Genomic DNA, 22,382 nt, shown 5'->3' on the forward strand with positions numbered 1-22,382 from the left:
TGTTACTGGATAATAAACGAGGTAAACAGCACTTCTGCTACGCCCTTTTTGCTTGGCTTCTCCTCTGCAGCGGCATGATGTGTTTCACCTTCAGCGGCCGGCTGAGCCTGATGCAGGGCAGGTGGTGTCTTGCGCAGTCCCAGAACATACTCGACATTTGCCTTGATATCGCTGGCCAGAATTTCTTTTCCTTCAGGCGTTGCGAGTTCGGATGGTCGTTTGCTTTGAAGCAACATGTTGATTCTATGTTGTATTTCAGGGTTGCTTTCTTTTACCTTCTCTTCAAGTTCTGGCTTATTCAACTTGATTGTGATGGCAACCTGCAAATAACGATCCGCATCTTCGTGCATCAGATTGGCCGTAAAGGTGCCGATTTCAACAAATTTTGGCGGAACTTTTGGTTTCGCTTCATCTTCTTCATCACCTTCATCGGCAGCTTCTTCAGTTACGGCAGGTTTTGCATGTTTTTCGGAATGCGGTTTCATCACTAAAAAATAGTAGCCTGCGCCCGCTGCGGCCAAAAGGACAACCACGGCGATAATAATCACGAGCATCTTTTTGCTCTTGGGAGGTTGATCGCCTGCGGCGGGGGCGGCTGGCTTGGCTGGCTTCGACATGTTGCGATTCCTTATTGATGTTTGAATTAAGAAAAATAAACGCGGCGGATGATGACACAAATATCGTCTGTTTCCACCGCAAAATTAATTTTTTTTAATATTTAACTATAAAGTGAATATATTAATGCACAAGGCGGCTTAAGCGAACGTGTCAACCAGGCCGTTATGACGGCTGACCTGTACAACGGGTACGGGGTTGATTACAGTTTCCGTTGTTGTGTGAGTCTGGGGTGACGGTGTGCGCTGATTTGTGAAGCCTGACGCGCCACTGTCTCTCGGTGCTTGATCGTTCACGGTAGCATTGCCCAGCATGATGCCGTTGTCGGCTAGGCTTTCGCGTAGTTTTGGCATGGCGTTTTCGATCGCTTCGCGCACGGCGCTGTGGGGCGAACTAAATAACGCGGTAGCCTGATTGTCGTTGATCGTGATTGTCACGCTCATGGGGCCCAGATCAGGCGGGTTTAAATGTAGTTCTGCCACCTGATTTTGTTGAGTGCTTACCCAGTTGATCTTTTGGGTGAATTCAGCAGGCCAGGCGGGACTGCCCAGTGGTGCGGCAATAGTGGCCTGAGTGGTCGGTGCCATCGGTGTCGGTGTGATTGCTGAACTTGCCGATTGAGCCATCGCCTGTGCATTGACAGCCGGCAGGCTGTTGGCAGGCTCAGCCAATTTGAATGCTTCTTTGTCGGTAAGTGTGAGTGTTTTCGTTGCAATCGGTGTTTGTTCACTGGCCACTTGTGTCACGCCGGTCATTTTTTCACGTGCTGCACCTAGTGGCTCAGCCGCCTGACGTGCCGATTGCCCGGTGGCAGGATCAACTGTTGTCAATACAGGGGGTCTGAGCTCGGGATTGACCGGCAGTACGAAAGGCGTGATCTGCGCATCGGCAGGCTGTGTTGTTTGATCGGCCTGAGTGTCGGTCGGTCTGTCTACTTTAATCGTCAGATTGCCTTTTAAAAAACCAGCCAGCGGATCGGCTGTGGTGAGCATCGCGGGTTGATCGAGCTGGATTTGTTGGTCTGCTACGGAAGGGCCTGTTTGAGGCGATTTTTTATCCGAGGGATGAGTCGAGCGTTTTGAATCGGCAGAGGGCTTTTCGCCTATTTGCTTTGCCAGCACTGCGCCGAATTTTTCGGCACTTGCACCTTCTGCCGGGGATTTCGCGGGATTGGCAGAGGCGCTGCTTGGGGTCGGCGCGATGATTTTGTTGATGAGCGGATTAATCATAATGCTTCTCCTGTGCTATTTTTCAGTATTGAGCATCTTGTACGCTGTGACACGACCGGTATGTTCGTCCATGGCCTTTTGTTCCTGCTTTGCCTCAATTTTAAGTTCGCTTTCAATATGTCGCTGTTGCAAGGTATCAAACGATTTGAGCTTGCGTTGTGTTCCGCCGTAATCGTTTAACCCGGCCTGAGTGGATAAGCGGCTTTGCTCGACAGCTTTGAGTTGTTGCACGATAGCTGCATCCAGCTTATAAATAAATTGCTGAAAATTTCGCAGTACAATCGGATCAACACCCTGCTGGCTGGCTGTTTGCATGCGCTCCTGATAATCACGGCGATATTGCCGCAGTGTTTCCAGTTGTACCTCCGAATCATGCTGCAGTTTATTCAGTTCTCCCAGTCTTTTTGTCGCTGATTCATTTTTAATCTGCGCTAGGTTCAACAGCGGTTGCAGGCGGAATGGATTGCTCATAATCGTCAATATCCGACTTCAAACAGCGCGGTTAACTGCGCGATACTGCTCGTGTAAGTTTCGCACTGATGCATGCCTTGTTTCAAAAATTGTTCCATTTTCGGGTATAGTTTGATCGCCTCATCGAGCAGCGGATCGCTCCCGTTAATATAGGCACCGACGCTGATCAGATCTCTGTTGCGCTGGTAGTGAGCATACAGTTGCTTGAAGCGTTGTACTAGTGCTGCGTGCTCAGGCGTCGCCAGGCGTGACATTACGCGGCTGATCGAGGCTTCGATATCGATCGCCGGGTAGTGTCCCTGCTCCACCAGCCGGCGCGACAATACAATATGTCCGTCCAAAATGGCCCGTGCGCTGTCGGCAATCGGATCCTGTTGATCATCTCCTTCAGTTAGTACGGTGTAAAAAGCTGTGATTGACCCGCCGCCCTCTAGCCCGTTTCCAGCGCGCTCGACCAGTTGGGGAAGTTTGGCAAATACGGATGGCGGGTATCCTTTGGTGGCTGGCGGTTCGCCGACTGCCAGCGCGATTTCGCGTTGCGCCATTGCAAAACGCGTCAGCGAGTCCATGATCAGCAGCACGTTTTTTCCCTGATCGCGAAAATATTCTGCGATGGTTGTCGCATAGGCCGTGCCCTGCAATCGCATCAGGGGGGACGTGTCGGCGGGGGTGGCAACCACCACTGAACGCGCCATGCCTTCAGGACCCAAAATGTCGTTGATGAACTCTTTTACTTCGCGTCCACGTTCGCCTATCAGGCCGACTACGGTGACATCCGCGCTGGTGTAGCGCGCCATCATGCCAAGTAAAACGCTTTTACCCACGCCGCTGCCGGCAAACAGTCCCATGCGCTGACCGCGTCCAACGCTCAGGAGTGCGTTAATGGCGCGCACGCCGACATCCAGCGGCGTATCGATAGAAGCGCGTTCCAAAGGGTTGAAAGGGCGGCTTTGCAACGGCGCAGAAGCCGTTTCCAGCAACGGGCCCAGTTGATCGAGCGGTTTTCCCGCACCATCCAAAACACGACCGAGCAGCATGTTGCCGACGGGAAGGTGTTTGGCATGATCCGACATGCGGCGGCGCAGCGGTTTTCGTTTGCCGGCAAGGCTTAGTGTGTGTAAGGGTGTAATTGGCATCACACGGGCGCCGGGAACCAGGCCATAAACGTCATTCTCCGGCATTAAAAAGAGTTTCTCGCCGGAAAAACCAACTACTTCTGCTTCGACGGTGGTATTGGGCAGGCGGATTTGACAGGTGCTGCCAACAGGCATTTGCAAGCCAACCGCTTCCATAATCAAGCCTGTCACCTTGGTCAGATGACCGCTAGGGGGCATAGGATTGCAGTCGGCCACATATTCGCGCCCCTCTGTTAGCAGCGCTTGCCAGCGCAGACTGTGCTCGCCGCTGGGGAGAGATGGCTGGGGGCTGGGCCGATCGTAGATCGGGGGCAGGATCTGGGGCGCGGCGAACGGTTCAGTCCGGAGCGTCAGTTCGGTGTCTTCAACCATGATTTGTCCTGCCCGATGGATTCCACAATGCTCTGCCAGCGAGCCGGGTTGGTTGCATCGATGTTGCTGTGGGATGTTTCAACACGGCAGCCACCGGATTCAATTTTTGGGTCGGTAAAAATTTTCCATCCTGCATGTGCTAGTTCATCGCCCATTTGCCGGCGCACGAGGTCCGCATCAGTCGGGTGCAGAATTAAGTGTGCATTCTGGTTGAAGTGAGGTAGGCTGCTGATGGCAGTGCTAATAATTTTTAAAATGATTTCCGGTTCGATATGCAAGACACCGACGACCATCTTTTGCGCAATTTCAAGCGACAGATCGAGCAGTGATTGTGCTAATTGTTCGTCCACTTGAGTGAGTGCAATTTGTAAATTGCTCATTAATGTTTGCAGCTTGGCAATTTCGCTCTGTGCCTGTTGCATCCCTGCCGCATGACCTGCAGCCAACCCGGCGGCATAGCTTTCGTCATAGGTTTTTTTTTCCAGGTTTTGCAACTGAATGGCTGCCGACTCTTTGGACGCAAGCAATGCTTCGGCCGCGATATTTTCTGTGCCGGGCTTTTCTGCTTCGTCAAATGAGTTTAGCTCCCAGCGCTGAAATGCGGTGAGCTGTTCCTTTGGGCGTTGCAGTAGAGGGTCAGACATAGGCATCCTCATCTCCCTTGCCGCCTAGGGCTATTTGTCCTTCATCGGACAGGCGTTTGACAACTTTGAGAATTTCCTTCTGGTTCGCTTCGACTTCGCTGAGCTTAACCGGTCCCTTGGATTCTAGATCTTCTCGCATCATTTCTGCCGCGCGAGAGGACATGTTCTTGAAAATCTTTTCGCGGAGCTCTTCGCCCGCCCCTTTGAGTGCGATGATCAGCGCTTCGGACTGAACTTCACGCAGGATCAGCTGGATACCACGGTCATCCACTTCCAATATATTTTCGAAGACGAACATTTTGTCTTCGATTTTTTGTGCAAGATCAGGGTCGAAGCTGCGCACCTTCTCCATCATCTCGGCTTCCAGTGTGCCGCCCATGAAGTTTAGGATTTCTGCCGCTGTCGATACGCCGCCCTTAAGTGACTTCTTGCCCGTTGAGCCTCCACTCATCAATTTGCTCAATACGTCATTGAGTTCGCGCAGCGCAACCGGCTGTACGCCATCGAGCGTGGAGATACGCAGCAATACGTCGTTGCGCGTGCGATCTGTGAGCATTTTCATGATGGAGGCGGCCTGATCCGGTTCCAGATGCACCAGAATGGTCGCAATGATTTGCGGGTGCTCATTGCCTATCATTTCGGCAACGGCGCCAGGATCCATCCATTTGAGGCTTTCAATGCCGCTCGTGTCGCTGCTGTGCATGATACGGTCGAGCAGGCCGGCTGCTTTGTCATCACCCAGCGCCTTGGTCAGCATGCTGCGGATATAGTCGTTCGAATCCATCCCGATGGTGGTTTTTTCGGCAGCAGCGACCAAAAATTCGTGGAAAACCTGTGAAATTTGGTCGCGAGTCAGATTGCTCAGCGCAACCATCGCGGTGCTGATTTTTTGTACTTCCTTAGGCCCTAGATATTTGAGGACTTCTGCGGCTTCATTTTCGCCCAGCGTCATCAGAAAAATCGCGCTATTTTGAACGCCATCACTCATTGCCGTTCACCCAGTCCTTAATGACGCTTGCAACGATTTTAGGATCTTGCTGAGTGATTTGTCTTGCGATATTGAGATTCTTTTCATAGGGTTCGACAGGGGGGGTGTAGTGTTCAGAGCCCGGTTCATTCGCATGCTGCGTACCTGCTGCGCCGGTCGCGATTTCGCCTTCGCCTTCGCCTTCGCCCGGTGTATGATCTACTGTGGCTACGTGTTCTTCATCGTCCGTTTCGGCGTGAAAAGGCTCCAGAGGACGGAAGGCGGGCTTGATGATCTTAAACACAACGATCAGCATGACGGCGGCGATAATCAAATATTTTGCGAGTAGTTTTGCAAGTTCAATAATGTCCGCCTGCTTCCACCATGGCAATTCGCTCAAGGCTTCCTTTTCATCATTGAATGCAGCATTCTGAATATTCAGACTGTCGCCGCGATTTTTATCAAATCCCACCGCATCTTTGACCAGATTGTCGATCTGGGCTTTTTCAGCATCGGTCAGTGGCTTCGAACTGACTTTGCCTTTTGGATCAGTAGCTTTACGATTGTTGACGACGACAGCGACTGAGAGTCGTTTAATCATGCCAACGGGCAAGATGGTGTGACTGATTGTGCGGTCTACTTCGTAATTAATGGTGTTTTCTTTGTGAAGATTGTCGATTTTAGGCGCGTTTGCAGGATCCGTTGCACCAGGAGGTGCGGACACGATCGGTGCAGTCGCAGGAACCGGGGGTTGGTTGCTCAATGCACCGGGTACGCCGCTGGCGTTGAGGCCTGAACCATTGAGTGTTTCGGAGTTTTGCAGGCTGCGTACGCTCGAATCGGCAGGGTTCTGGTTGGGCTTGTAGGTTTCGGCGGTTTGCTCGGTGCGTGCAAAATCGATGTTCGCCGTCACCTGTGCGTGAACGTTGTTTGCACCCAGCAGGGGGGTGAGAATATCTTCGATACGCTTGATGTAATTTTGCTCGATTTGCTGCACGTATTTGAGCTGGTTGGCATCGAGTCCCAGGCCGTTGCTATCTTGCAGCGAGCTCAGAAGTGAGCCATCCTGATCGACGATAGTGACATTTTTGGCTGACATGTCAGGTACGCTGCTGGAAATTAAGTGTACGATTGCGGTGACCTGAGCCGAATCGAGCAGGCGACCGCCATGCAGGGTCAGAACGACTGAGGCACTGGGTTTTTGCTGCTCTTTAATGAAAACGCTGGGTTTGGGGATCGCCAGATGAACGCGCGCCGAGGCGACAGCGCCTATGCTTTGTACCGAACGAGCTAATTCACCTTCGAGCGCGCGCTGATAATTGACCTGCTCGGCAAACTGGGTGATGCCGAATTTCTGGTTTTCCATTAATTCGAATCCCACGGTGCCGCCCTTGGGTAAGCCTTGCGACGCCAGTTTTAAACGGGCTTCATGGACTTGGTCTGCCGGGATCATCAATGCGCCGCCCCCGTCTGCAAATTTGTAGGGGATGTTGAGCTGCTGTAGTGATTCAATGATTGCACCGCCATCGCGGTCAGACAGATTGCTGTACAGAATGCGGTAGTCGGGTGTTTGTCCCCACATCCATGCGCCGACGATCAGTGCGATGAGGGCGGCAATACCTACTCCCAACCCCATTTTTTGCTGGGCGCTAAGTTGTTCGAAGCGACTGAATGCGCTTACGCCGGTGTTGACTCTGTTTGCTTGTTCGGACATGGCTATAACGGGCTATACCTGGATGCCGCTGGGGACAGTAACTGCATTATCTATTTCAATTGTCGTTGTTAAGGTGGGAATAAAGGGAAAAACCCATGCCTGTTTCGCTAATGTTACACGCGTTTGTTCTTGTATTGTGCGATTACTGTAAAAGTCTGTTATAAGCTACGGGTGTCGGGTACTTGTGCGGTGTGTTTTACTGCGTAAAATTTGTCGCTGGCAGCAGGTGGCTGAGAGATTAAAAGAGGGGGGAAGATGAGCAATATATCTGCGGTAGAAGGGTTGTTGGCAAATATGCGTGTGGCGGCAGCGGCGGCGGGTTTGCGTGAATCGGCACCGGCGGCCTCATCTGGTAAGGTGGATTTTTCGAGTGTGTTGAAAAATGCACTCGATGGTGTGGCGCAATCGCATGAGAAATCTGAAGCCCTGCAAAAAGCCTTTGTGATGGGCGATGACAAAGTCAGCCTGAGCGATACGATGATTGCCATGCAAAAATCCGGCATCAATTTTCAGGCGACGATACAGGTGCGTAACAAAGTGATCCTAGCCTACAACGACATCATGAATATGCAGGTTTAGCACTAAACTTTGGATCTGTTTTTATCAAACGGAGGTCAATGTTCCGGTTTTTGAATCCAGAATTGATACATGCTGGCAAATATATGCGGATTTTCGGTCTCAAAAATATGCCATTGCTCAAGATGGATCGCCTCCGGATCATTCGGGAAGCGCTGTTTGTAGGCTCGCAGCACCTCACTGTCGATTTCAAATCCCAAAAATTTCAGTTTGTTCGAACGAATGAATGCGCCGATACCGCTCAAAGTCATTCGATGCTCCTGTACGTGAAAAAGTAAGTCACGGCAGGCGCTGATGCTGTAAAAATCGGGTGAATTAAGTATAGCGCCAAAATTTTCCTGCTCATTGATGTTTATCAGTTCTTGTCGGCAGCGCCGGATTTCATCCGCTGTCGATCCATAACCTTGTTGTGCAATAAAGTCGCGAATCCGGACGACATCTGTGCGTGCAAGCTCACTGTATAAGCCGAGTTTCATGAATCCGCCAGGCTTGAGTACCGTTAGTAAGGCTTGCCATCCTGCCCAAGGATCTTTCATGTGATGCAGTACGCCGCTCGATTGGATCATTTCGAAGCGACGTTTGTCGTGGGCAATTTCAAGCAGGTCAGCCTGCGCATATTCAATTGAGGAGATGCCCAGTTCTAGTGTCTTTCGCTTTGCATAAGCTAAGCTGCTTGTACTCAAGTCAATGGCTAATATCTGAGCGTCACGGGTTCTTTGTGCCAAACTGATTGAATGTTGCCCTGTTCCGCAACCTGCGATCAAAATGCGGTCTGCGCTATTTGCTTTTTGACGGGAAAAATGGGTTTGCGGAAACTTCTGCAAAATAGCTTGCTTGATGTTTTTTTCGTCTCCCGGCGGGGGGACTTTTATCCAGCGAGGATAGGGGTTTTCTTCGTATTGATTTTGCACTTGCAGGGACACGGTGTTTTCGATGCGTCCGAGTTTGGCTAGTGTGTTACGCAGTTGTAATTCGACTTTAGGTTCTTGTATCTGCTGGATTAATACGGCGCAGACTTCTACGGGCCAGCATCGGTTAAGCAGTTGACTGTTGCCGTCGATCGTGTGAAGCGGGAAATAGGCCGCGACCGCGAGGATGCAAAGTGCATCTGTTGGTATATTTTCTTTAAGCGACTCGGCAAGTGAAGCGCGTAAGCGTTGCGCCGTTTGGATTTCAGCGTCCGAATAGGAGAAAACATATTCGTTGATGAAGCATTGGCGCGCCAATGCGCTGTAAAAGCGCAGGGTGTCATCTGAACTTGGCGTAGTCATTTCGACGGCAGCAGTGAGCAAGTCGCGGCGCACGAGGGTCATCAGTCGCTCAAGGTCGGTATCACATATGGGGGCTGAACAGAGTAAGGCGGTCAGTAAGCTGTCCTTCTCAAGCGCGGCTAGATCCTCCGAATCGATCCGCCGTACTATTGATAGCGCCTCAGCGTTTTTTGCGCGCACGATGAGGTTTGATAAATAGCGAGTGTACTTTGCATGACGGATGCAAACCATTGCCATTTCGCTCGTATTTCCCCAAGGTTCAGTCAAAGCGCGCACTAGGTTGGCACGAATGGTCGCGTCGGCTTGTGAAGGGGGGAGATCTTTGACACAGGTGATATAAATACTTTTAGCTTCAATGGTTTCTTGAATCTTCAGGGAGCGGCTGATAACTTCGAGCGCAGCGATCGGATTTTTCTGTGCATTAAGCAGCAATGCAAGATGGTTGAGTGTATCGGTGGACTCAGGTTGACAGCGTAAAGCCTGTCGGAAAGCCGCCTCTGCCTCGGAGAGGTGATTTAGGTCAAAGAGTATAGTGCCCATGTTGTAATGGGCATCCGCATCATCCGGGTTGATTTGTAATGCTGCGCGGCAGCTATCGATTGCATCAGATGCGGCGCCCATTTTTTTCTGGACGATACTCAGGTTGTAATGCGCTTGTGCATTATCCGGTTGAATGTGCAAGGCGCGTTTGAAGCTTGCTGCTGCGAGCTGAAATTCCCCCATCTCGCTGAGAACGGCGCCCAGATTGTTGTGGGCTTTTGCGTAACCGGGATTAAGAGCGAGCGCTTTTTGATAACTGGTTGCCGCCTCTTTCATGTGCCCTGATTTCTGTAGCGTGGCACCGAGATTACTGTGCGCCTGTATATAGTTTGGGTTGAGGGTAAGCGCTTTACGGTAGCTGACGCACGCCTCCGTTGGTCGTCCCAGACTATCGAGGATGATGCCGAGGTTGTTGTGGGTTTCCGCGTCGTTAGGCGATAGTTTGCTGGCTGTGAGCGCAGGCATCAGTGCTTCGCTATTTTTTCCCTGCTGCTGAAAAATGACGCCTAGCATTTTCCAGCCAACCCAGTGAGCAGGGTAGTGCTCGGTCATGCTTCTTGCCCTGTTTTCGGCTTCAGTGAAATTTCCTGAACTAAAAAGAGAGACGAGCGAATTTATCTCCTGAGTCGACGGAGTTTTTAATTTTTTGGCACCTGTTTTTTTGCTGGTCAGCCTAGATGTATGGGGCGATGGTAATTCAACGGCCTGATTGATGCGTGCATCCAGCGCATCAACTTCATTGCCTTGCAGTCCTTGTTGTCTTGCAAAAGTGAGTATGGATTGTGCCTCTTCGCGCAGGTCGGCCAAAATCAGGGCGTCAATGTAACTTATCCAGTATTGCCTTTGTGCAGGATCCGCATTGAGCGCGGTCATAAAATACGCAAGGGATATCTGGTGCTGATTGTCTTGAAGCGCCAGAACACCCAAGTTATGGTTTGCTTCAGGGTGGTCGGGCTGGCTTTGTAAAATTGATAAGTACAGTGCTTGAGCTGTACCCACATCCCCTGCCTGATGTTTTTGCACTGCGCTTTGCAAGATCTGCGTAGCGTTCGGCGTTGAAGAGGATTGTTTAATCAATTTTCAGTTACCTGGTGTTTTTATGGCTGAAACTCAGCATTAACACGGTCAAGGAAGCGTGATTAGTGAGCGGGCTTATGCTTTTGCGCGCTGCATTGCCGTGACGTAGCGTTGCAGCAAAATGGTGGAGGCGCCGTCGAGATTCTTAAATTCGCAACCTGCGCGCCGCACAACTTGGCCCGTTTTAGTTGACAAGACGACCAGATTTTTTACTTCAATCGTGCCGGTAAATTCACCGATGTCGAGCAAGTCTATTTTGCAATTCTGGTAAGTATGGCCGGGAATCAGTACTGCATCCTGCTCTGCGCAGGTCAGGCCCACACCGCCACCGCTGATGTCCATGATTGTCACTTCATGTTCATGATATTCGGTCTTTTGTTCATTGGGGATCACGCAGAGCAGCGGATTTGAAACAGGGGTGGACAAACGGAAATACTCGCGTCGTTGCAGGCGGTAGATGCTTGCGGGTAGTTTCAGGAAAAATGCGGGTTGACCTTCAAAAGTGGTCATTGTCACACTATCCGCCGTAAATTGCACCTTAACCTGAGAATGTGAACTCACGAAAATCAACTTGTCAGCGTTGAGTATCGCATTGTTTTCTTTTTCTGTCTGTCGTAGATCAAGCCATAATCCGGTTGAGTCCACAGCCAGAAGTTTTGTCAGGATAAAATCGTTTTCTTCGGAAAAATACAGTGCGATGCGTGAAGCGTGCTTGACGATATTGAGCAAAACGAATTCGATTTCACGCGGGGAGGTGATGCGGTATTCGTCATCTTTGCCGCTGGTCAGAATTTCGATTTTCAGAGGAATGTCTTTTTCCATGTTGTAACGAGCACTTTTCAAGATTGTTGCGCATGATAACAAAATTAAAGCCTTGATATCGGCGGAAAAGGCACGCTTTCCTCATGCTCCAGACGATATAGCCAGGCTAGCAGTTCTGCAACCGCCAGATAGAGTTGAGGCGGAATTTGTTCGTCGAGTTCAACTTGCATCAATAAGCCCACTAAGTCAGCGGACTCGTGTACATACACGCCATTTTGTTTTGCGCGTTCAATGATGGCCTGAGCGATCAACCCGCGTCCTCTGGCAACGACTTTAGGTGCGCCGCTGGTTTGTCCATAGGCGAGGGCAACGGCGGCTTGCTGGGAGTTAGGGCGCATTAAGTTTTTTCAATCAAAGCGCCGGTGAGAGGTACGCCTGCGTCGGCGAGTGTGGCCGCCAGTCCCTGTAAACGGCGGTTAAAAAGTGCAACGGATGCGGCATCTGCGCCTTGCAGTGTCAGTCGTATCCCGCCTTGATTGTAGACGAGCCTTGCGTGCACGTCCCCCAGATTGGGCAATGCCAGCTCCATTTCTGTACTCCATTGACGGTCTTCCGGCTGCATGGAGTGGCGTTCGGGTTGCCCCTGGATTTCCCATTGCATCGTTTGCTCAGGCCAGATTTGACCTGTCCAGGTTAGCTGGTGCGTCTCCAGGGTATGAAGTTGCTGCTGCACAAGCGGTAACAGCTCCTTTGAAATCGGTAGCGCCGATTGAGCGGTGGATTTGTCCGGTACTGCGGCGACTGGATAATCGGATTGCGGGCTGGACTGGTTTTGCGGCTCGATGAGCAACTGTGCGGTGCTGCGCTCCCCGCGTACCCATTGTGCCTGATGGGATTCATAAAAGAGTCCGCTGTTAGCCAATGCGTCTTTGAGTCCGGCGGCCAACTGCTTGCTGTCAGGCGCAGCGCCCGCAGTTGGCCAAACTGGATGGCCGGAACTCGATTCGATCAGTGTTCTGCCCAGCGGCAATTCGGCAAGATTGGAGAGCAGGCGGGATGCGGAGCTGATTTGTTCCTGTGTGGCGATGGGTGCGCTGGATGCGAAAATGCTGAACATCAGATGCGGGCTGATCGATTCAACTTTTAGGGTCATTGTCGTGCCGGCTTGTAACTGTCCGGGTAGTCGCATTTGCATGACTTGTCCGGCAATTTGTACTTTGAAAAGACCGGGACTGACCTGTTCTTGTACGGTAGCTGTTACTTCTTGACCGGGTGTCAGTTTGTCGACACTGATGCCTGTCCTTTCCGTCTGAGCGGTTGTCGCCGGGAGTTTTTCTGCAATGATCAGCGGCTTGGATTGCCTGTACAGCGCTTGCAGGGTTTGAGTCAAGTTAGCCGGTTGCATAAAGTCCTAAAGGCTGTTGGGGCCCGCTTTGCTCGTCAGTGATCAGCCAGCTCCGTAAACTTGATTCAGACGCAGCTCCTGGCGGTTGCTGTTCAGGCTGGTTTGTAGCTGTCCCATCCAAGCTTGAGTGAGTTTGCTGATTTCCGTGTCATCATCAAGAATTTTTCTGATTAGTCCGACGATGCGTTGCCGGCTGGAATCGTTGAGAGGGGCGGACGCTTCGGCAGATTGGATGCGCACAAGGTACTGGCCAGACAGTTGTTCCAGCGAGATTAATTTATCCCACTCGCCTGCATTTGCCGCTACACGCATTTCACCTGTTAAATGTGACAGTGATTCGTAATCGCTGACAAGGTCACTCGCTTTCATGATATCAGCCTCTGGCGTATAACCTTTGCTCAGGTTGTCCATTTGGTGCAGGCGGGGGCGCGATTGCCACCTGGCGGATGCTGTCCCACGCTTCCTTTAAGCCGCCGAGCAAAACGGCGACTTCATCCAATGCTTCCATATCGTTGTTCAGATTCGCTGCGAGCAACCGTTTGATCATATAGTCATACAAGGAGGATAGGTTATGCGCCAGTTCACCGCCTACGTCTTTGTTAAGGCTGGCATTGAGGCCGTCGCCTATGATCAGCATTGCATGAGAAATGGCCTTTCCTTTAGCGGGGATGTCTCCGCGCAAAACGCCGTTTTTCGCATTGGCGATTGCCAATAGAGCGCCCTGATAGAGCATGGAGATCAGTTTGTGCGGATCGGCTGCCGTGACGCCGGATTCGATGCCGACCTTGTTATACGCGCTAATTGCGGCTGTCATGTTCATAATAGTGCCCTATAGCCTTGAGAGTTGTTGGGTCAAATAACTGCTGGTTTTTCCCATTTCCGCTAGCATAACATTCAGTGAGCTGTATTGTGCGCGATAGCGTTTTTCAATATTTGCCAAATTCGCTTCCATCACGCCAATTCGGTCGTTGTTTGATTTGACGGCTTGATTCAAACTTGCCGTTCTATTGGCAAAAGCGCCGTCAAACGCGAGTGTGTTTTTTGCCATGTTTTCAAAGCTAGTTGCGAAGCCTGTGGAAGAATTGAACAGGTTGGCAACGGCGCTGTAATTATTCGACAACGCAGTTGATAATTTTGCACTATCCAGTTGCATTACACCGGCGGCGGTAAAACTGATGCCTGCATCCCCTATGGCGCTGAGCGTACCGCCTGTCACTGCACCTGCTGCAATGCCGCGCATTTGCGTTTGCAAATCGCGCAGGGTTGGATCGCCGGCTAGCGGAGAGCCAGATTTGTAGGCTGACGCGGTCTGCAGCATGGAGTACATTGAATTGTATGCGGATACAAAATTAGATACTGCAGTGCTAACCGCTGTGGTGTCGCGCGCAATTGTCAGCGTGACCGGGGCGGCACTGATGGTGTTGAGATTCAGTGTGACGCCTTGCATTGCATTGGTTACTGTATTCGATGTGTTGGTTATCGCGATACCGTTTACCGTGAAGTTTGAATTTTGCGCAGCAACCGTCTGGTTCATATGTTGAGCTGCAGGCAGTCCTGTCGGATCATTCGCCAGCAGGGTGTCGAGTGTGCCGTCACCGCCGGAGGTGGAAATTTTTACGCTGTTGCTAATGCCCGTCGCTGTTGAAGTCAGTGTCAGCCGATACGGGCTGCTGCTGCCGTCATTTACGATTGTCGCTGTCATCCCTATGTTTGCTGCATTGATGGCGTCACTGATACCTTGCAGCGTGTTATTGCTTGAATCGATGGTGATGCTTTGGGTTGCGGTGCCATTGCTGGTAAACGTGGCAGGCGATGTGTATACGCCGCCTGTCAATGTGCCGCCGCTGAGTGTGCCGAAATCGAAATTGATCGTGGTGCTGGTACCATCGCTGATCGCAGTTGTGCTGCTGGCTTGTCCCGCTGAAACCAGATTTTGCGATTGCGCGAGGCTGGTGACATTCAATGCATAGGTCCCGGCAACAGCTGTGCTGCTCGCTGATGCAGTCAATACGCCGGTGTCGGAAGAGCTGGTTTTAAATGCAAGCAGACTGCTGGAACTGGAGCTGCCTAATGCCGCCGCCGCTGTTTGAAAGCTGGCCATTTGACTTTGCATCGTGCCATAAGTGGATATTTTGGCCTGATAGCTTGTTTGCTGCGTGTTAAGACGGTTGACAGGTAATCGCTCAACAGCCATCAGGCTCGAGACGATGGTGTTGACATCAATGCTCGAACCTGACGTGGATGTGGTTGTTGCCGTAACCATGATATGTCTCCCGGATTAAGCTTTTTGTGTAAACAGCAAGCCCGGCTGAAACTGGTCAATTGAACGCGCGATAGCCAGTGCCTGTTCGGTCGGATATTGGCGTATTGTTTCACCGGTGTTTGAATCTTTCATGCGCATGACAGGAATCTTTGTCGAGCTGTCGATACTAAATTCAAGGCTCTGGTTCGATTGCAGCATAGCCTGATTGATGCTCGTGACGGCTGACTTTATCTGCTCTTGCGAGGGCTGCTGTACAGAAGCCTGCGAAGGCGTATCGTAAACCTGTGGCGTTTGAACTGCGATGCGTGGTGTATCGCCGCTAGGCCGTGCTACAGGCGCCTGAATCGGGCTGTTGGATGGTTGGATGAGCATTTTACCTCTCCCTCAAGTTAAATCCAGCTGCTAAATCAGCTGGAGTTGTAGTTGGCTGTACTGGTCATCCTACCCTATGCAGGTAAGATGACCAGCTAACTATTAACGCAGCAGTGTCATGACTTGGTTAGGTTGCTGATTGGCTTGAGCCAACATCGCCGTACCTGCCTGTTGCAGAATGTTGTTGCGGGTCATGTTCGCTGTTTCTGCGGCATAATCGGTATCCATAATACGGCTGTAAGCGGCAGACAGGTTGACCGAGGTTGTCTGCAGGTTAGCAATAGCGGAGCTGAATGTCGCCATATCCGCACCAAAGTTCGCACGTGCTGCGGCCAATGTGGTCAGGTTCAAATCGATATTGGTAATCGTAACGCCGGTTGGAACCGCAATCGCTGTACCCACGCCGGTTACGGTACCGCCACTTGAGTTGACCACCACAGAACCTGTTGCTGCGCTCAGACCGGCGATACGTGAATTTTCTGCCAGCAGCGCCGTTGTTTCAACACCGGTTGCTGTGCCGCCCAATTGAACTGCGATTTCACGCAGGCGTTGTACGTTAGCGGTGATCTGTGCTGCATAACCTTCGTTGGTTTGCGCAGTTGAAATACCATCGTTTGCGTTGCGAATAGCCTGATTGGAGCCGCGAATCTGACTGTCATAACCTGTAGCGATCACCAGACCGGTTGCATCATCCTTGGCGCTGTTGATACGCAAGCCTGAGGACAGACGCTGCATTGCAGTTTGCAAACCAAGATTGGACTTGTTCAATGCTTGTGAAGTAAACAGGGACGATACGTTTGTGTTGATGACTTGTGCCATTTTAGCTCTCCTTGGGTTTGGTTATCGGCATCATTGCCGTTTACGTTGGTTTGCCGTTTGCTGCTAGCTTAATCAACCGCCGTTATTCCAGTTATCGGTGCATGCTGGAAAAACTTTAGGACTTTTTTTAAAACTTTTTCAATTCAATTGCCGAATGTTGCATAGGCCGGATTTTGTGATTCACGCTGTTGATTGGCATCAGCCAGTCAACAGGGCAGGCACGTGTTCCGAGACTGATCGCTATCCTACTCCAAAATCGAATAAACTTCTGTAATGGAAATAATTATGAGCGCTGTTATGAGTGAGTCCCGTCAAGAAAATTTATTATCGTTGCTACGTATGGCCTTTGAGGCAGGCAATCAGGGGCGCTTGCAGGAGGCTGAACAGCATTATCAGGGGGTGCTGCAAATGGAGCCTTGCCATCCGGAGGCGAATTTCCATCTGGGTGTGCTGGCTGTTGAGATGAACGAGGCAGTGCGTGGATTGCCCTATTTGTTGCGCGCCCTGGAGGCCGACCCGCAGCGCGCTCAATACTGGTTGAGTTACATAGAGGCGTTGTTTTATGCCGGTCAGCATGACGCTGCTAAAGAAGTGTTGGCGCTGGCTCGCCAGCAGGGGTTGCAAGGCGAGGAGGTCGATGTGCTGGCCACGCGTCTTGAAGGCCGTGTTGTGCATCCTGCGTTTAATTCGGTGCCTGCGCTTTCGCAGACGGTTGGGCAGCAGCCTGCGGCTCAGGATATAGCCACACTGACGTCTTTGTTTGGTCAAGGAAAACTGGCGGAAGCGATCGCGCTGGCGCGGTTGATGACGGCACATTTCCCACGGCATCCGTTTGCCTGGAAAGTGTTAGGTCTGGCCTTCAAACAAGCGGGGCGCGATGAGGATGCGCTGCCCGCGATGCAAAAAACGGCCGCGTTATCGCCCAATGATGCGCAGGCGCATGGCAACTTGGGCGTCGTATTGAAAGATATGGGGCGGCTGCAGGAGGCTTTGGCCAGTCTGCGCCGTGCGATAAAAATCAAGCCCGATTATGCACAGGCACATTGCAATCTGGGCGCTACGCTCAAAGATTTGCAAAGGCCGGAGGAGGCTGCAAAAAGTCTGCGGCGTGCTTTGCAGTTGAGTCCGGACTACGCGGATGCGCACAATAATCTGGGGCTGGTGTTGGATGACTTGGGGGTGTTGCAGGAAGCGCAGGCAAGTTATCGCCGTGCGTTGGCAATCAACCCTAACCTTTTTCAGGTGCATAGCAATCTGGGGAATGTACAAAGAGCGCAGGGACTGTTAACGGAGGCTGAGGCCAGTTACCGGCGTGCTCTCGAACTTTGCCCGGATTACGTTGAGGCGCTATGTAATTTGGGTATCACGCTACAGGATAGGGGGCAATTAGCCGAGTCGGAGTCTTGTTACCGGCAGGCGCTGGTAATCAGGCCTGATTATGCACAGGCCTATTCTAATCTCGGCGTCGTATTGCAATCGCTTGGGAGAGCAGATGAAGCTGCGGCCTCTTTGATTCAGGCGGTGCAGCTTCATCCTGACCGTGCCGATGCGCACAATAACTTGGGTCATACGCTGCACGGAATGGGGCGGTTGGCTGACGCTGCGGATTGCTACTTGCGTGCGTTGCAAATTCAGCCGGAATTTGCGCAGGCATACTCTAATCTTGGTTTTACACGGCTGGTGCAGGGCCGGTTGGATGAAGCGCGCGCTGCGCTCAATTGTGCGTTAAAAATCAATGATCGTTTGGCTGATGCACACTGTAATCTGGGTATTACGCTTATGGAGCTGGGCTTGTTAGCGGAGGCTGAGGCGAGTTGCCAGCGTGCGATTGCGCTCAAGCCCGATTTCGCAGTGGCGCACAGCAATCTTGGCATCATCGTCATGGGGATGGGACGACTTGCAGATGCTGCGGACAGTTTCAACCGCGCATTGCAGCTCAGGCCCGATTTTTGTGACGCGCACAGCAATCTGATCTTTGCACTGGATATGACAGACAGTTCCGATATCGCCGCCTTACAGGCTGTGCGGCGGCAGTGGAATGTCGCACATGCGGCCTCTTTGCATCAGCACAGGGCGCATCTGAACGGTCGCGATCCTGAACGCCGTCTGCGTGTCGGTTACGTCTCGGCTGACTTCAGGGGGCATTCGGCAGCATATGCCTTCGGGGCGATGCTGGTCCATTTTGACGGTGAATCATTCGATGTGATCGCGTATTCAAATTCGGCAAAACAGGATGCGATGACCGAGGTCTTTCGGCAAGGGGTCTCGGTCTGGCGCAATATTTTCGGGCTCTCAGATGATGCCGTTGCCGATCTTGTCAGGGAGGATAAAATTGATATTCTGGTTGATTTGTCAGGACACTCGGCCGGTAACCGTCTTTTGGCTTTTGCGCGTAAACCTGCGCCGGTTCAGATTACTGCCTGGGGTTACGCTACCGGTACCGGGATGAGCGCGATGGACGTGTTTTTTTCTGACCCGGTATTTGTACCGCCGGCGGAAAAAGAGCTGTATGTTGAACAAGTGAGGTACTTGCCCTGTGCGCTGGGGACTTTCTTTACGCATGACAGCGCTGTTATCAATGCGTTGCCAGCTTTGTCGGGCGCGGGAATTACTTTTGGCTCTTTTAACAGGCTGGTCAAAAATTCGGATGCGACCTATGCGGCATGGGCGAAAATATTGCGCGCATTGCCAGAGAGTCGGATGATTATCAAAACCGAAGCGCTGGATGATCCCGTAACGCGTGAGCGGGTCATTGCTTGTTTTGTGCGGGCAGGTATCGCAGCGGATCGGATATTATTGCAGGGGAAGACTGCGCGTGATCAGCATCTGGCGGCGTTCAATCAGATCGATATTGCGCTGGATCCGTTTCCCCATGGTGGTGGTGTGACGGCGATGGAAGGGCTGATGATGGGCGTGCCTGTCGTTACGTTGCGCTGGCCGACGATAGCAGGCAGGCTGTCGGCCTCAATTCTGACTACACTTGGTTTGACGGACTGGATTGCTGAAACTCAGCAGCAGTATATTGAACTTGCCATTCAAAAGGCGGGTGAAGTACAGTCTCTGGCAGCACTTCGTAAAGCGTTGCCCGTTATTTGGGCTAATTCGATGATCGGCGATCAGGCGCGTTATGTCAGTTGCGTTGAGCGGGAATACCGGTTGTTATGGCAGGAGTGGTGTGCGAGTCAGTAAGGTTTTTATGTGCCGTTTTAATTTTCCTCAACCCAATTTTCAATGTGAACTATGACCGCTGCTTATACCGAACAACTTCAGTCTGCTGTATTTCACCAGCGGGTTGGCCGTTTTGAGGATGCCGCACGCCAGTACCGTGCAATTTTACAGGCAGCGCCCTATCATCCTGAGGCAAATCACAATATGGGTGTGCTATCAGTCCAGATGCAACAGGCCGCGCTCGGGTTGCCCTATTTAATTGCAGCGCTGGAGGCGGATCCTGCGTGCGGGCAATATTGGACAAGCTATATTGATGCGCTGTATCAGGCAGGGCAGCTCGAAGAGGCGCGCCAAATGCTTGCTTTGGCACGGCAGCAGGGACTGCAAGGGGATGATGTGGAGGAGTTGGCGCTGCGCTTGAATCGTGCAGTCAGTCAGGCGGATGCAGGCCTGCCCGCAGCACGGGCAGCGCATCCGGATATTGATCAGATCGATGCCTTGGTGGCCTTATTCAATCGCGGCCAGCTCGAAGAGGCGGAAAAACGCGCACGTGCGATGACTGTGGATTATCCGCTGCATGCGTTTGGCTGGAAAGCCTTGGGTGCCGTATATCAACAGCATGGCAATATTGAAGCGGCATTAGTGCCCATGGAAACCGCCGCGTCGCTGTCACCCGGGGATGTCGAGGCACACTACAATTTGGGGATCACCTATCAGGATCTCGGGCGGCTGGATGAAGCGTGCCACTGTTACCGGCAGGCCGTGCAGATCAATCCGCATTATGCTGAAGCGCATAGCAATCTCGGTGTCATTTTGCAGGGTTTGGGTGATAGGGAAGAGGCGGAGCAGTGTTATCGACGTGCCTTGCAAATCAAGCCGGGCTACGGGGCTGCGCTCAGTAATCTGGCTAACCTGTTACAGATGCTTGGACGATTAGATGAAGCGGCGGCTTGCTGTCGAACGATTTTGAAAAGCAGCCCGGATTCAGCTGATGTCTTGTTTAATCTTGCCAATATCCTCAAACGCCTGGGTCAACTGGCGGAGGCTGAAGCCAGTTACCGTGTCGCGTTGCGGTTTAATCCCGATTCAGTTCAGATCCATGGCAATCTGGGGATTACGTTGAAGGAACTGGGGCGTTTTGAGGAAGCAGAGTCTAGTTTCAGGCAAGCACTGCGGATTAATCCTGATTATGCGCAGGCCCATTGCAATCTGGGGGTGATGTTCAAGGAGCTGGATCGGCTGGATGAGGCTGAGCGGTGTTATCTCACTGCGCTGCAGTTGGCGCCGGACTACGCGGATGCTCACAGTAATCTGGGGATCGTCCAGCAGGAGCTCGGGCGGTTGACTGATGCGGAAGCGAGTTTCAGGCAGGCTTTGCAGTTCAGTCCGGATTTGCTGGAGGCGCATTGTAACCTTGGAAATGTGTTACTGGGAGCTGCGCGTCTGTCTGAGGCCGAAAGCTGTTATCGGCATGTACTGCTGCTCAATCCTGATCATGCCATCGCGCACCGCCTTCTCGGCCTTACGCTGATGTCGATGGGGCGCCTCCACGAGGGGGTGGCGAGCTTTCGTGATGTTGTGCATCTGAGACCGAATGAGGCATCAGCTTATAACGATCTTGGCAACGGGCTCAGAGATTCAGGGCTGCACGATCAGGCTGTGCAGTGCTATCGTCGTGCTCTGGAGCTTGATCCGCGCGATGCCGCGGTGCATAGTGATTTGATTTTTGCACTCGATCTGGTTGCTGATTTAAGTGTCTCCGCGATGCAGGATGAGCGAAAAAAATGGTGTCAAATGCACGCGGCGCATTTGCGGCAGCGTATTTCGTACGACACAACCCCAGATCCTGACCGGCGATTGCGCATAGGTTATGTTTCCAGCGATTTTTCGAGCAATTCTGCGCCGGCTTTTTTTGGCGGTATGCTGTTCAATTTTGATCACTCCCGTTTTGAAGTGTTTACCTATGCAAATGAAAGCCGCACGATCTCGACGCCATTAACACGACGTTTTCAGCAAAGTGTCACGGTGTGGAGAAATATTTTCAGAATGTCCGATGATGCCGTTGCCGATCTGATTCGCGCCGATAAAATTGATATTCTGGTCGACTTGTCCGGACATTCCGGTCGAAACCGGTTACTCGTTTTTGCACGAAAACCTGCGCCTGTTCAGATCAGTGCATGGGCCTATGCGACGGGTACCGGAATGGATGCGATGGATGTCTTATTTTCTGATATCACGCTGATTCCTTCTGAAGAGCGTTTTTTATATGCTGAAGCAATCAGATATTTGCCGGCTTTTTTCAGTTATTTTCCCTGCCAGGAGCCGCCGGCTGTCGCTTTGTTGCCAGCGTTGACGAAAAAAACGATTACTTTTGGAACCTTCTCCCGACTGGAAAAGGTGACTGAGCAAACCTGGCAAACATGGGCTGACGTAGTATTGTCCGTTCCGGATAGTTGTATGTTAATCAAAAATGCCGAGATGGATCATGCGGTCGCCCGTGCGCGGGTGGCGGGATATTTTCAACGTGCCGGTGTTGCACTCGATCGACTTATTTTCCATGGCAGGACAGCTTGGAATGATCATATGGCTGTCTTTAATCAGGTCGATATTTGTCTTGATACGTTTCCGCAAGGGGGTGGAGTTACCACATTGGAAGGCCTGATGATGGGTGTTCCCGTGATTACGTTGCATTCCCCAACCTTTGTCGGAAGAACCGGGGTTTCGATATTGACGGCATTAGGACTTGTAGACTGGGTCGCAGAAACGCCGGAACAGTACGTCAAGATCGCGAAGCAGAAGGCGCAGGATATTCCTGCTTTGGCCCAATTGCGCGCACAGTTGCGAACCCGTTTAACCTCGTCGATTATCGGGAATCCTGTGGCTTACTCAAAGCTGGTTGAACAGGAATATTTGGCGCTTTGGCAAGCGTGGTGTCTTACACAGGAAAAGGTTGTTTAATTGATGTTGATTATTTTGTCACA

19 protein-coding genes are annotated in these 22,382 nt (G+C 51.7%); 3 read left to right on the top strand and 16 right to left on the bottom strand.

Annotated features, from left to right (window positions below):
- Positions 1 to 2: 2 nt before the first annotated feature.
- From GALF_RS05295 to fliF, 7 genes are all read right to left on the bottom strand, one after another.
- On the bottom strand, positions 3 to 617 hold the full coding sequence (locus GALF_RS05295) for a flagellar basal body-associated FliL family protein (RefSeq protein ID WP_013293033.1): 615 nt from the start codon (positions 615 to 617) through the stop codon (positions 3 to 5).
- A gap of 138 nt (positions 618 to 755) precedes the next feature.
- Complete coding sequence (locus GALF_RS14865) at positions 756 to 1,844, bottom strand: flagellar hook-length control protein FliK (protein ID WP_013293034.1); 1,089 nt, start codon at positions 1,842 to 1,844, stop codon at positions 756 to 758.
- A gap of 15 nt (positions 1,845 to 1,859) precedes the next feature.
- Positions 1,860 to 2,315 (bottom strand): flagellar export protein FliJ, encoded by a 456-nt coding sequence (gene fliJ, locus GALF_RS05305; protein WP_013293035.1) that lies wholly within the window; start codon positions 2,313 to 2,315, stop codon positions 1,860 to 1,862.
- Positions 2,316 to 2,320: 5 nt separating this feature from the next.
- A complete protein-coding gene (gene fliI / locus GALF_RS05310) occupies positions 2,321 to 3,823 on the bottom strand; it encodes a flagellar protein export ATPase FliI (protein WP_013293036.1) in 1,503 nt (500 codons plus the stop codon).
- Complete coding sequence (locus GALF_RS05315) at positions 3,802 to 4,467, bottom strand: flagellar assembly protein FliH (RefSeq protein WP_013293037.1); 666 nt, start codon at positions 4,465 to 4,467, stop codon at positions 3,802 to 3,804. The genes fliI and GALF_RS05315 overlap by 22 nt, the downstream gene beginning before the upstream one ends.
- The gene (gene fliG, locus GALF_RS05320) at positions 4,460 to 5,455 is read right to left on the bottom strand and encodes a flagellar motor switch protein FliG (RefSeq protein ID WP_013293038.1); all 996 of its coding nucleotides are present in this window, start codon (positions 5,453 to 5,455) and stop codon (positions 4,460 to 4,462) included. The genes GALF_RS05315 and fliG overlap by 8 nt, the downstream gene beginning before the upstream one ends.
- Positions 5,448 to 7,148: a flagellar basal-body MS-ring/collar protein FliF gene (gene fliF, locus GALF_RS05325; RefSeq protein WP_013293039.1), complete on the bottom strand. Its 1,701-nt coding sequence runs from the start codon at positions 7,146 to 7,148 to the stop codon at positions 5,448 to 5,450. Before fliF ends, fliG begins: the two co-directional genes overlap by 8 nt.
- A 255-nt stretch (positions 7,149 to 7,403) precedes the next feature.
- Between fliF and fliE the strand changes: the two genes are divergently transcribed.
- Positions 7,404 to 7,727, top strand: coding sequence for a flagellar hook-basal body complex protein FliE (gene fliE, locus GALF_RS05330; RefSeq protein WP_013293040.1), 324 nt, complete (start codon positions 7,404 to 7,406; stop codon positions 7,725 to 7,727).
- Positions 7,728 to 7,762: 35 nt separating this feature from the next.
- Here the strand turns inward: fliE and GALF_RS05335 are convergent, their stop codons facing one another.
- From GALF_RS05335 to GALF_RS05375, 9 genes are all read right to left on the bottom strand, one after another.
- Positions 7,763 to 10,612, bottom strand: a complete 2,850-nt coding sequence (locus GALF_RS05335; protein WP_013293041.1) for a class I SAM-dependent methyltransferase — start codon at positions 10,610 to 10,612, stop codon at positions 7,763 to 7,765.
- A gap of 75 nt (positions 10,613 to 10,687) precedes the next feature.
- Entirely contained in the window at positions 10,688 to 11,455 is a 768-nt protein-coding gene (locus GALF_RS05340) for a flagellar brake protein (RefSeq protein ID WP_150102575.1), read from the bottom strand.
- A gap of 23 nt (positions 11,456 to 11,478) precedes the next feature.
- A complete protein-coding gene (locus tag GALF_RS05345) occupies positions 11,479 to 11,772 on the bottom strand; it encodes an EscU/YscU/HrcU family type III secretion system export apparatus switch protein (protein ID WP_013293043.1) in 294 nt (97 codons plus the stop codon).
- Entirely contained in the window at positions 11,772 to 12,779 is a 1,008-nt protein-coding gene (gene fliK / locus GALF_RS05350) for a flagellar hook-length control protein FliK (RefSeq protein ID WP_013293044.1), read from the bottom strand. The genes GALF_RS05345 and fliK overlap by 1 nt, the downstream gene beginning before the upstream one ends.
- 42 nt (positions 12,780 to 12,821) lie before the next feature.
- Entirely contained in the window at positions 12,822 to 13,190 is a 369-nt protein-coding gene (locus GALF_RS05355) for a flagellar protein FliT (protein WP_083777083.1), read from the bottom strand.
- On the bottom strand, positions 13,153 to 13,599 hold the full coding sequence (fliS, locus tag GALF_RS05360) for a flagellar export chaperone FliS (protein WP_013293046.1): 447 nt from the start codon (positions 13,597 to 13,599) through the stop codon (positions 13,153 to 13,155). The genes GALF_RS05355 and fliS overlap by 38 nt, the downstream gene beginning before the upstream one ends.
- 9 nt (positions 13,600 to 13,608) lie before the next feature.
- Complete coding sequence (gene fliD / locus GALF_RS05365; protein ID WP_013293047.1) at positions 13,609 to 15,042, bottom strand: flagellar filament capping protein FliD; 1,434 nt, start codon at positions 15,040 to 15,042, stop codon at positions 13,609 to 13,611.
- A 15-nt stretch (positions 15,043 to 15,057) separates the two neighbouring features.
- Entirely contained in the window at positions 15,058 to 15,414 is a 357-nt protein-coding gene (locus tag GALF_RS05370) for a flagellar protein FlaG (RefSeq protein WP_013293048.1), read from the bottom strand.
- A gap of 102 nt (positions 15,415 to 15,516) precedes the next feature.
- Positions 15,517 to 16,233 carry a flagellin N-terminal helical domain-containing protein gene (locus GALF_RS05375; RefSeq protein ID WP_013293049.1) on the bottom strand — a complete coding sequence of 239 codons (717 nt, stop codon included), beginning with the start codon at positions 16,231 to 16,233 and terminating at the stop codon, positions 15,517 to 15,519.
- Positions 16,234 to 16,530: 297 nt separating this feature from the next.
- On the opposite strand from GALF_RS05375, the gene GALF_RS05380 reads away from it, so the two are divergent.
- Positions 16,531 to 19,422, top strand: coding sequence for a tetratricopeptide repeat protein (locus GALF_RS05380; RefSeq protein WP_013293050.1), 2,892 nt, complete (start codon positions 16,531 to 16,533; stop codon positions 19,420 to 19,422).
- A 51-nt stretch (positions 19,423 to 19,473) separates the two neighbouring features.
- A complete protein-coding gene (locus GALF_RS14870; RefSeq protein WP_013293051.1) occupies positions 19,474 to 22,359 on the top strand; it encodes a tetratricopeptide repeat protein in 2,886 nt (961 codons plus the stop codon).
- Positions 22,360 to 22,382 lie beyond the last annotated feature (23 nt).

This window comes from Gallionella capsiferriformans ES-2, from assembly GCF_000145255.1.
GTDB lineage: Bacteria > Pseudomonadota > Gammaproteobacteria > Burkholderiales > Gallionellaceae > Gallionella > Gallionella capsiferriformans.